Origin of the sequence: Sporosarcina sp. YIM B06819, assembly GCF_033485175.1 — a bacterium.
In the GTDB taxonomy this organism is placed as follows: domain Bacteria; phylum Bacillota; class Bacilli; order Bacillales_A; family Planococcaceae; genus Sporosarcina.
Genome location: NZ_JAWLIQ010000027.1, coordinates 39,121 through 49,739 on the forward strand (window position 1 = coordinate 39,121; position 10,619 = coordinate 49,739).

General features: G+C 38.8%; 10 protein-coding genes, 1 pseudogene and 1 riboswitch. Of the genes and pseudogenes, 2 read left to right on the forward strand and 9 right to left on the reverse strand.

Annotated features, from left to right (window positions below; translation table 11 throughout):
• Positions 1-6: 6 nt before the first annotated feature.
• From R2B72_RS15995 to R2B72_RS16010, 4 genes are all read right to left on the reverse strand, one after another.
• A complete protein-coding gene (locus R2B72_RS15995; RefSeq protein WP_318617743.1) occupies positions 7-231 on the reverse strand; it encodes a hypothetical protein in 225 nt (74 codons plus the stop codon).
• 132 nt (positions 232-363) lie between these two features.
• Positions 364-1,776, reverse strand: coding sequence for a HAMP domain-containing sensor histidine kinase (locus R2B72_RS16000; RefSeq protein WP_318617744.1), 1,413 nt, complete (start codon positions 1,774-1,776; stop codon positions 364-366).
• A complete protein-coding gene (locus tag R2B72_RS16005; protein WP_318617745.1) occupies positions 1,760-2,440 on the reverse strand; it encodes a response regulator transcription factor in 681 nt (226 codons plus the stop codon). Before R2B72_RS16005 ends, R2B72_RS16000 begins: the two co-directional genes overlap by 17 nt.
• Before the next feature lie 542 nt (positions 2,441-2,982).
• Positions 2,983-3,342, reverse strand: a complete 360-nt coding sequence (locus R2B72_RS16010) for a phage holin family protein (RefSeq protein ID WP_318617746.1) — start codon at positions 3,340-3,342, stop codon at positions 2,983-2,985.
• Positions 3,343-3,427: 85 nt separating this feature from the next.
• Here R2B72_RS16010 and R2B72_RS16015 point away from each other — a divergent pair.
• A pseudogene (locus R2B72_RS16015) lies at positions 3,428-3,678 on the forward strand (YitT family protein); the annotation flags it as partial.
• Between the two features lie 417 nt (positions 3,679-4,095).
• On the opposite strand, the gene R2B72_RS16020 reads toward R2B72_RS16015, so the two are convergent.
• Entirely contained in the window at positions 4,096-4,617 is a 522-nt protein-coding gene (locus tag R2B72_RS16020) for a cupin domain-containing protein (RefSeq protein ID WP_318617748.1), read from the reverse strand.
• 30 nt (positions 4,618-4,647) lie between these two features.
• Entirely contained in the window at positions 4,648-5,847 is a 1,200-nt protein-coding gene (locus tag R2B72_RS16025) for a NupC/NupG family nucleoside CNT transporter (RefSeq protein WP_318617750.1), read from the reverse strand.
• Positions 5,848-6,011: 164 nt separating this feature from the next.
• Positions 6,012-6,112: riboswitch (purine riboswitch) on the reverse strand.
• Between the two features lie 378 nt (positions 6,113-6,490).
• On the opposite strand from R2B72_RS16025, the gene topB reads away from it, so the two are divergent.
• A complete protein-coding gene (topB, locus tag R2B72_RS16030; RefSeq protein ID WP_318617752.1) occupies positions 6,491-8,641 on the forward strand; it encodes a DNA topoisomerase III in 2,151 nt (716 codons plus the stop codon).
• A 293-nt stretch (positions 8,642-8,934) separates the two neighbouring features.
• Here the strand turns inward: topB and R2B72_RS16035 are convergent, their stop codons facing one another.
• The 3 genes from R2B72_RS16035 to trxB are packed head-to-tail and all read right to left on the reverse strand — an operon-like array spanning position 8,935 to position 10,617.
• Positions 8,935-9,213, reverse strand: a complete 279-nt coding sequence (locus R2B72_RS16035) for a HesB/IscA family protein (RefSeq protein WP_318617754.1) — start codon at positions 9,211-9,213, stop codon at positions 8,935-8,937.
• Between the two features lie 31 nt (positions 9,214-9,244).
• On the reverse strand, positions 9,245-9,673 hold the full coding sequence (locus tag R2B72_RS16040; RefSeq protein WP_318617756.1) for a dual specificity protein phosphatase family protein: 429 nt from the start codon (positions 9,671-9,673) through the stop codon (positions 9,245-9,247).
• The gene (gene trxB / locus R2B72_RS16045) at positions 9,673-10,617 is read right to left on the reverse strand and encodes a thioredoxin-disulfide reductase (RefSeq protein WP_318617758.1); all 945 of its coding nucleotides are present in this window, start codon (positions 10,615-10,617) and stop codon (positions 9,673-9,675) included. The genes R2B72_RS16040 and trxB overlap by 1 nt, the downstream gene beginning before the upstream one ends.
• Positions 10,618-10,619: the final 2 nt, after the last annotated feature.

Sequence of the window (10,619 nt, forward strand, 5' to 3'; positions counted from 1 at the left end):
TTTTCATCATTGAGTTTGGTCCGATTGATCCTGCCCCGGCTGGAATTGACCAGGTTGGAACTGTCCATTGCCCGGGAACATTCGTCCGTCTCCTCTTGGTTCCATTTCTGAAAAGTTTGGACTTGTATTTTGTTTATAAGCGATATATCCTACTCCAATAGCTGCGCACGTACTAATTACTAAATTTACAATGAGTAAAATTTTTATTAGATTTTGTTTGGACTGTTCCATTTTTATTCCTCCTCTTTTCTTATAAAACATACTTTACTGCAGTATTGTGTCAAGCCGATGTCAGAACAAAAATTTATTGCCTGCAAAAAAAACAGCTACGACTCTTCGCGGCTGTGTTCAATAATTTATTACCTATTCTCTTGGTAAACAAATACGAAATATGGTTCCTGTGGAACTGCTTTGCTTCAGATACAAATCCCCTTTCATCGCTTGAGCAATCATTTTACTTAAAGATAATCCAAGACCTAACCCCCTATGGAGGTATTTCTTTCCTTCTCCACGAAAAAACCGCTCAAAGATAAATGCTTGTTCATTCAATGGGATTCCTGGTCCATCATCCGCAACATCAATATAAACAACATCCTTATCAAAGCTTACGCTTACCTGGATTTCTCCTTCTTGGATTGCCTGCTTTGCATTATTCAGCAGATTCATCATAATTTGTTCTAATCGAATTGTATCCACTTCTATTTGCAAATCCGTTTTTAAAAGGGAAATGGTTGTCTTGATTCCTTCTTCTTCTTGGGATGCATTCCACTGATAGACGATGTTTTCTACCAAATCATTCATGTTCGCCTTTATCATCGTTAAGTGAACAGCATTAGCAGCAAATGAATTAAAAGCGAGTAAATCCTCAACCATTGTATTCATTTTTGTTGTTTCTTTAAGAGAAATTTTTAAAAACTTTTTTGCTTCTTCTCCAGAAACAACGCCATCATTTATCGCTTGAAGCAAGCCACTTATAGACGTAACCGGTGTTTTCAGTTCATGCGTTACACCAGCTAGCAATTCTGCCCTCAAGGATTCGAGCTGTTCTAATCGATTCACCATTTCCTTAAAAGATGCGACGAGTTCATACACCTCTTCTTCCTTACTGTTTAGTGGAAGATGAATACGATAATCACCCTCTTGAACTTGTTTTGCTGCTTTGGCGACTTCTTTAATCGGTCTTGATAACCGCTTCGTTAAAAAATAGATAGCTCCCCACCCTAGCAATGCAAGACTAATAATCATGATGGTCAGCAACGTGTATTCCTGGTTTACTTTTACCAATCCGATTTCGGACTCCATCATTACAACCCAACCAATTATATTCTCATTCACTGATATAGGTGCTTTAACTAGATAAAAATTAATTGAATTCTCACCGAATTGCAGTTTTTGCACTGTTTCTTTAGATTCTATAATATTCACATCTACTTGTTTGCCTAAAGGTCCCATCGGCCGATTACTGGAAACAACTTGTCCATCCGAATTCGCAATATATATAAATGGTTCACTTTCCAAGCCCATCCAACGGCGATCTGGAAATCCTCCCGGAACACCCCTACCAAGAGGTGGTCTTATTTCATTTGAGCTTACAATTCTGTTCGCCATATCCTCTGTAAGCAACTTCATAATATTGATGCGATTTTCTAAAGTCGTATTGCGAATCCATAACGCAGATAAAAGTGCAATTACGATTAATCCGATACATAACGTCAATAAATAACGACTTGTCCAATAACGACTTAACGGAATTCGCTTTTTATTTTTTATGAACACCCAACTGATACCCCATTCCACGAAGTGTTTTAATTTCACCTTCTTCTTTCGGCCAATCCTGTAGTGCATTTCTTAATCGCTTTATGGCAAGATCAACCGCCCGATCACTTCCCTCATAATCCCACCCCCAAACTTCTTCAATCAATTGATCCCTTGTAAACGTTTGGTTAGGATGGTCAGCCAAAAATAAAAGTACGGTTAAATCACGCGGTGTTAAACGAATTGTCTTTCCTAAAAGCTTAACATGATGGGATTTCAAATCAATCTCAAGTTGTCCGAATCGTTTAACTTGAGAATTCTCAGCTTTGGAACGACGCATTACTGCTTTTACACGAGCCACCACTTCTTCCGCATTAAACGGTTTCGCTATATAATCATCTGCTCCTTCATTCAATCCATTTAAACGATAATTAATATCTCCTAAAGCTGTAAGCATAATAACAGCACACGTATTAATTTGGCGTATCTCTTTGAGCAGTTTCCATCCATCTTTCCCAGGAAGCATTACATCTAACAGTACAAGATCCGGCTGGCTTGAATAAAATGTCTCCATCGCTTCCGTACCGTTAAATACCTGTTCAATATGAAATCCAGCTTTTTGTAAATAAACTCGTAACACCTCGCTAATTGCAAATTCGTCTTCTATAATTAAAATTCTTTTCATGATAATCATCCCTCGTATATTAGTAATAAGAGTTCCTTTCGATAAAATTTCGAGTAGATACTTGTACTTACCATGACTATATGCGTGTCCGCACCTACTTCGAGCCAAATCAATAAGAGAAACCATTCTTTGATCAACTTCGCAGACGTCTCGATCTTCTAATGTAATTCCTCTTCATGGGTTTCTGTTTATACACAAACCACGATTTTTTCCGAATACATATCCAACTACCCAACTTTCAATTAATACATCCATCATAAACACTCCTCATATCAAATTACAAATAGTGCGTGGATTTGATTAGAAATGGGTGCCAGTTAAATAAAGTGCCAGTCACTCAAACAAATTAGAACGAACGTTTTATCTAATAAACTCGTAATGAACATTACGGCAAAGGAAAATTTTATTCAAAAGAGGAGTAACAAGTAAATAGGCAAAATAAAATGGAAAAGCGCATATGCTTTTCCGTTTTTCGTTGAAATGCATACCACTTGATTGGTATGCTCTTTATGATTCAATCCAAACATTTCTACGCAGCTCAATTATCTTCTTTTACTTTTAGAATTTGAAATAGCTGGGTTTACGAATATATTTAACAACGTCATTAAAAATGCAACGACGAGCGCTGTTCCAAAACCTTCAATGATAAATCCATCACCAATTATTTTATTCGTCAATAAAAGCATTAGCGCATTAATAACGAATAAAAACAATCCGAGTGTAATAATGGTTGCCGGTAACGTTAAGATAATTAAAATAGGCCGCACAATGACGTTAATAATCGCCAATACAACACTTGCTAAAATAGCTGTCCAAATACTTGAAACGATAAAGCTTGGAATCAACCACGACAGTACTAAAAAGAAGACCGCATTCAAAAGAATCTTTCCAAACCAGTTCATTGCAGCTTCCCCCTCTCTCTGTTTTCTTTTATATTACAATATATACTCTAGTATACCTTTGCGAGACTAAATAAAAAAAGTGCCAGTCACTCAAACAATAATTTTTGAATCTCTGTTTCATCGATTCATTTACCTCGTATTCTTGATAATGGCACTACTTTTTAATAGACCAATCGGCGTTGGAACTTTATTAACCGTTTGTTTAGGGGGCTAATACTTAATTACTTTATGCCATTTACTAAAAAAGTATTAGACCGCATATTAATACACTCTAGTACATCACCAAATTATGATGAAAATAATGTAGATTATCATATTAAGTCGAACGATAGGTAATTATGCACTTCCTCTCTCTAATCAAATCGAATTAAAAAACATCACACTCTTATGTAATTCAATTACAAGAACTAACGTTTCATCGCAAAAAGAAAAGAGATGTGGTCATGAAACATTTCACCTTATTATGTTGATGAAAAGGGTCAAGCAACGTTAAACTTAGGTAAAAGTTGTTGAATTTCTTATTTGTCAAGAACTCCAGATTATATTTAGGTTTGACTTTTTCAAGGAAATAGCCAAAAAAAAAAAGAGAAGGAAACACCCTAATTTAAGGCGTTATCCTTCTTCTAATCGCTCTGGTTTTAATTCCCCTACAATCAAACTGCTTTGTAACGTTACATCCATGTAGGGGGTAAACATTGGTGGATGAAGCTTTCCTTTTACTAACGTCATGTATTGTACAACCCATATTACCCCTTATTCTGGAAGTACTTCATAGGCCAACTTCATAATAACTTCCTTGTACCTCGGGTATTTGGACAATAGTTCAGCTTGTGTGAACATCTCAAAGTCTTGAAATTCAAAGCCCGGTGAAACCATACAACCTACTAAAGAAAATGTATCTTTATCCATAACGGACGAACCAAAGATCGAGTTTTTTGGAACTAACGCTTGAGGAACTTCTCCATTATCTAGATTTAACCCAAGCTTAATCTCTTCATATTCCCCATTTTCGTGAATGATATGAATGGTTAAAGGACTTCCTGCGTGGTAGTACCATAATTCATCCGATTTTAATCGATGAAAATGTGACACGTCTTTAGAAGTTAATAGAAAGTAAATGCTTGTATAAAGCTTGCGCTTCCCGTCAAAATTCACGGATAGTTCCTGATCTGTTACCTGTTCCCTAGATGCAAATGTTCTTTTATAATAACCGCCCTCTGGATGCGGCTCTAGTCCAAGTTTTGATACGTAATAGTGTGCATCGCGTTGATTCATCGATAATTCCTCCATTCCGCATTGTGATCATTACCAAACGAAAAGCCCGACTACCATTGCCGTTAAGCTAGAAACAAGAATACCGCTTGCTAATAGTAACCATGTATATCTTGCAACGTATTGGGATCTTTCTTTTTTAAATAAAGCTTGCATGCTTCCAAGAATGATACCGATTGTCGCAAAGTTACAAAACGAGACAAGAAAACTTGTCGCAACGGCTTCTGTATGCGGATTTAAAGAAGAAGTCATTTCCTTTAAATGAGTCATCGCCATGAATTCATTTAAAACAATTTTGACGCCCATTAATTGGCCAACCGCGAGGATTTGATCCCATTCGACGCCCATTAAAAAGCTTAATGGTGCAAATAGTACACCAAAAATATTCTCAAGTGAAAGCTCGGAATGAATCAAAGCCAAGAATGTATTCGTAGCGGTAATGAGTGAAACAAAACCAATCAGCATGACCGCAATGATGATGGCTAACTTACCGCCCATCAGCATACCTGTCGTAATCATATCAAAGAAATTTCCTTTTTCCGATTTGGGCGGTGAGTAAACAATATCCTCTTCTTCCGTAACAAGATAAGGATTAATAATTGAAGTGATAATTAATGCCCCAATCGCATTTAGCGGAATCGCCGTTAATACATATGTCGGCTCTAATAGCGTCAAATAGCCGCCGATCATTCCCGCACTTACACAGGACATACTAATCATCGCAACAGTTAAAAACCGTTTATCATTCATTCGATTTAATTGTTCACGCGTAACCGCCAACGCTTCATTATTCCCTAAAAACATAACTTGAATGGCATAGAAGCTTTCAAAACGCGGTGTTCTTGTAATTTTGGAAAGCACCCAGCCAACCCCATTAATAATTGCCGGTAGAATCCCAAAGTACGTTAAAATATCAAAAAAGACGACGACAAAAATAATCGGCAACAACACATTCATGAAAAAAGTAAAACTCGAGCCATCAAGCGGCGCTAAATCCCCAAATACAAAATTGATGCCAGACATCGAACTGTTGATGAGCCATAAAAAGAAATCAGCAATTAAAGTAATCACTTTTCCACCGATATCCGTCGATAACATGAACCATGTCATAGCCAGCTGTAAGATTAACATCGTAATAATCGGCTTGATCGCTATTTGTCTTTTACGGAATGACAAAACATAAGCAAGACCTAAAATTACGATGATTCCAACCACATTAATAATAAAATACATAATTGTTTTTGCTCCTTCTCAAGTTTAATGCTATTAAAGAAATCACTTTCCACCTCAGTATTCACAAAACCCCTTCATATTTTCCGGAAAATAAAAAAAAACCCAGGAAATATTAGACACTTAAATGAGTGAACAATACTTCCTGGGTTCTTAATATAAAAAAACACAAAAATATCGCCACTCATAGTCGAAGCCTTTACGGGGTTCGGTAGAAACTTGCAGGCCATATTCCTGCTATTATATGAGTGAAAAATAATGAAGTTTTTAATTGCAAAATTAATTGTAACACCGAGTACCCATCATTTAAAGTTATATTTATATAATTATTAATTATGAATACTATAAATTTATTGCATCTAAGTGCAACCCATCCAAAGTCGGTGAAGTACGAAAAGGTTTTAACAATCCTGAAGACAATAAAAAAACTTTCTGCTTTATCATAAAGCAAAAACACGCCAAATTAGTATTCGGTACCAGTCACTCAAACACGTTAATTCAAAAAAACAAGTTTTTTTGAACTCTAGGGATAATAAGTTGCGCACTAGCCTCCACCCTAACTATGAATTTGGAAACCACCTCCGTATATGCGATAATTCAACTACAAGAACTACTGTTTCATCGCATAAAGAAAAGAGGTGCTATCATGAAACCCGTCATCCTAGCTGAAAAACCATCCCAAGCAAAGGCTTACGCGGATGCTTTTTCCGTTAAACGACATGAAGGCTATTTAGAAATCTTGCCTTCACCGATTTTTCCAGAGGGTGCCTATATTACATGGGGGATCGGCCATCTAGTTGAATTGAAAGAGCCCAAAGCGTACGACCCGAAATGGACAAAGTGGTCACTGGGCAGCTTGCCGATTTTGCCAGAACGCTATGAGTTCCAGGTGGCGAAGGGGAAATACAAGCAGTTTACGATTGTGAAGAAGCTCATTAAAGGGACGGATACGGTCATTAATGGCTGTGACGTGGACCGTGAAGGATCGAATATTTTCTATAGCATTTACTATCAAACTGGGGCTCGGAATCAGACGATTAAACGATTATGGATCAATTCCCTTGAGGTGGATGAAGTACGGAAAGGTTTTTCCAACTTACAGGATAACCGCAAAGACCTTCTCATGTATGAAGAAGCCAAAGCTCGCCAGATTAGTGATTGGCTTGTAGGAATGAATGGCTCACGCCTGTATTCGTTACTTCTAAAAGAACGTGGTGTTCAGGATGTCTTTTCGATTGGACGCGTGCAATCGCCAACGGTTTACTTAATTTATCAGCGACAAAGAGAAATTGAGACGTTTGTTTCGGAGCCATTTTTTGAAATTGAAGCAACGTTTACAGCTGCTAATGGAGCGTATAAAGGAAAAGCGAAGGCCAAGGAGCCGAAACGAGAAATCATTCGGGAGCTACTAGCCAAGCACAATATTCATCCAAAATCACCCGGAACCATTACATCTGTGGAGAAAATCGATAAACGGACGCCACCTCCACAGCTGCACTCTCTGTCAACGTTACAAGCAACAGCGAATCGGTTGTGGAAAACGAGTCCTGCAGATGTGTTGAAGATCATGCAAGGACTCTATGAAAAAAAGATTGTCACGTATCCACGGACAGATTCTCGCTATATTACGCCAAATGAATTCACCTATCTTGCCAACCAAGTGAGCGATTACCAACAGCTTATTGGACATCCCTTCCCCGTCGAGTCGCTTGCGCCGAAAAAGCGCTATGTTGACAGCTCGAAGGTTCAAGAGCATTATGCCATCATACCGACGAAAAAAATCCCGTCACAGGCGGTGCTTGGCAGGTTATCGACTATCGAGCGCAACTTATACGAGGAAGTGGTCCGCACAACACTCGCCATGTTCCATACCGACTACCTGTACACCGAAACGAAGGTGACAACTGACGTGAACGGACTTCCCTTCTTCACAGTCGGCAAGACCGAGCGTGACAAAGGTTGGAAAGCATTATTCGTTCGTTCATCTGCCAAAGATAACGACAAGGACGAGCCTACATTACCACCACTCACGCTCCATGAACCCGTCGACAGTGACATCGGCATTAAGGAAGGCAAAACGATGCCGCCTAAACCGTATACAGAAGGTCAGCTCATCGCCATGATGAAAACCTGTGGCAAGCTCGTTGAGGATAAAAATGAGACGGAAATTCTGAAAGAAGTAGAGGGGCTTGGAACAGAAGCGACTCGAAGTGGCATCATCGAAACAATCAAACGGCATGGTTATATCAGTGTGACGAAAAACATCGTGTCGATTACGGATAAAGGTCGCATCCTATGCCAAGCCATTGAAGGAAACCTGCTGGCAAGCCCGTCGATGACTGCCAAATGGGAGACCTATTTACGCAAAATCGGCAATGGCGAAGGAACGCAAGAACTCTTTCTAGGTAGCATCGCGAAATTCATTCATAGTTTATTGGAGGAAGTACCGGGTCAATTAAATGCCAAGCCAATTGATGCAAAATTAGCCGCCAATGTAGTCAGCAAGACGACCCAACGCACCTCCTATAAACAAGTGGAAGTTGCTCCATGCCCCGCTTGTAAAGAAGGCATGATTATTGCACGCAAAGAGTTTTACGGTTGTAGCGCTTATAAAAGTGGCTGCAAGCAAACATTCCCTGGAGTGTTTTTGAAGAAGAAGCTGACACCAAGTCAGATTAAGCTCCTGTGCACGAAGGGAAAAACGAATGTAATTAAGGGCTTTACTGCCAATACGGGAAATAAGTTTGATGCGCAGCTGACACTTGTCGACGGGAAGATCAATTTGGAGTTTGTTTAATAGGCGGGAGCACAGTTGCTTTTTTTATGAATAATGCTTGGTATAATGAACAACTTTTTCAAAGCGTAGTGGTAACAGGCACTCGGAAACTAATAAAGATCGATTGATTACAAACAATTAATCAATTACAGAGGTTTGAACAATCAACCTAATAGTGCGAATAGCACACAAACAACAAACGCTGAATTTCCATATTCAGCGTTTGTTCATTCTCTTTATTCTCGAAGCGAACTTCTTCAGCTGATTTAAGCATTTTCAATTTAGCTTTCTTTGTACAAAAAGCTAGTTCTTTTTCAACAGTTATTCGGCGCACCAATCATGACTAAACCGGATTGTTCACCTTCAGTTTCAAAATCCAATGTTACATTGCTCAAAAGGTCTAAAGCTATCGTGGAAACGGCAACTTGGATGTCATTGATCACAGAAACAGTATCCGACTCTTCAGGTGGATCAAGGGATAAACCGATTTGCGGTCCACAACAACCCTCAATGGCATAAATCCGAAGTCCATTAGATTGCTGTTCTTTCAATAGTGATTGAATATATTCTTTGGCTTCATTTGTAATGTTCATTATCTTCTCTCCTTATTTTCCCATCCAATGACTATGCATCGGGGAATATTCTTTTTAATGAGTCTCTCATTGCTGATTTTACATTGATCTTAGGGCGAATTGTTTTCGCCATTTCCTCTGCTTCAGCAATTGTGTTTGCTTTACCAAGGGCCAAAAGTGTTCCGATAGCCACAGTACCTGTTCGATTACTTCCCCCACCGCAATGAACGAAGACTTTCTGTCCGTCATTGTAAGAATTGACGACCAAATTGATGGCTTTATTCACAGATTCATCTTGCTGATCGGCATCATCAACAATCGGACAATGAATCCGATTGCTGTCAGATGAAATATTCGTGGATTCTGCACGTAAATCTACGATTACATCTACTCTTTCATCCTTCATAACATCCACTGCATCATCTGCACCACCAATAAAAATACCGTCCTCAATTAATTCCTGATAATTTTTTGTCGTCATCATTCTTTCCCCCCGATCAATGTTGGATTCCATTCATTACTTACAGATTCTAAGTATCTTTCTACATCTAAGGCTGCCATACATCCTGTCCCCGCAGCTGTAATTGCTTGGCGATATTTATCATCTTGGACATCGCCACATGCGTAGACACCTGATATATTAGTTTCTATTGTTCCAGGCTTTACTTGAATATAACCAACCTCGTCTGTTTCGATTTGTCCTTTTAGGAAAGCCGTATTTGGTGTATGTCCAATTGCGACAAAAATCCCATCTGCCTCAACTATCTCTTCTTCACCAGTATCATTATTTTTCACTTTCAGTCCCGTTACTTTTATACCATCCCCAATTACTTCCAGAGGAGTTTTATTTAACCCCCAAGCTATTTTGGGATTTTGTTTAGCTCGATTTTGCATAATCTTTGAAGCGCGTAATTCGTCACGGCGATGAATAATAGTAACTTCAGAAGCGAATTTAGTGAGAAAATTCGCTTCTTCCATTGCCGAGTCTCCTCCTCCAACAATGATAACTTTTTTGCCCCTGTAGAAAAAGCCATCGCAAGTTGCACAAGTGCTTAGACCTGAACCAATGTGTTCTTGTTCGCCTGGAATTTGAAGGAGTTTTGCTGATGCACCCGTTGAAAGAATAAGTGATTCGGTTACAACTTCCCCTAAACCATTAATATGAAGCTTGAAAGGTTTTTGGGATACATCCACATCCGTTACCCATCCTCTTTTAAATTCAGCACCAAAGCGTTCTGCTTGTTTTCTCATGTTATCCATAAGGTCCGGTCCCATAATCCCATCTATAAAACCCGGAAAGTTTTCAACTTCTGTTGTTAGTGTTAATTGTCCTCCTGGTTGTTCACCTTCGATAACTATAGGATTCATATTGGCTCTTGCTAAATAAATTGCTGCTGTTAAGCCAGCAGGCCCAGTACCTAGGATTA

Excerpts from the sequence above, each read along its gene's own strand:
- R2B72_RS16010 (WP_318617746.1), bottom strand. The coding sequence starts at position 3,342 with ATGAACTGGTTTGGAAAGATTCTTTTGAATGCGGTCTTCTTTTTAGTA.
- R2B72_RS16025 (WP_318617750.1), bottom strand. The coding sequence starts at position 5,847 with ATGTATTTTATTATTAATGTGGTTGGAATCATCGTAATTTTAGGTCTT.
- R2B72_RS16005 (WP_318617745.1), bottom strand. The coding sequence starts at position 2,440 with ATGAAAAGAATTTTAATTATAGAAGACGAATTTGCAATTAGCGAGGTG.
- topB (WP_318617752.1), top strand. The coding sequence starts at position 6,491 with ATGAAACCCGTCATCCTAGCTGAAAAACCATCCCAAGCAAAGGCTTAC.
- R2B72_RS16035 (WP_318617754.1), bottom strand. The coding sequence starts at position 9,213 with ATGAACATTACAAATGAAGCCAAAGAATATATTCAATCACTATTGAAA.
- R2B72_RS16040 (WP_318617756.1), bottom strand. The coding sequence starts at position 9,673 with ATGACGACAAAAAATTATCAGGAATTAATTGAGGACGGTATTTTTATT.
- R2B72_RS16020 (WP_318617748.1), bottom strand. The coding sequence starts at position 4,617 with ATGAATCAACGCGATGCACACTATTACGTATCAAAACTTGGACTAGAG.
- R2B72_RS15995 (WP_318617743.1), bottom strand. The coding sequence starts at position 231 with ATGGAACAGTCCAAACAAAATCTAATAAAAATTTTACTCATTGTAAAT.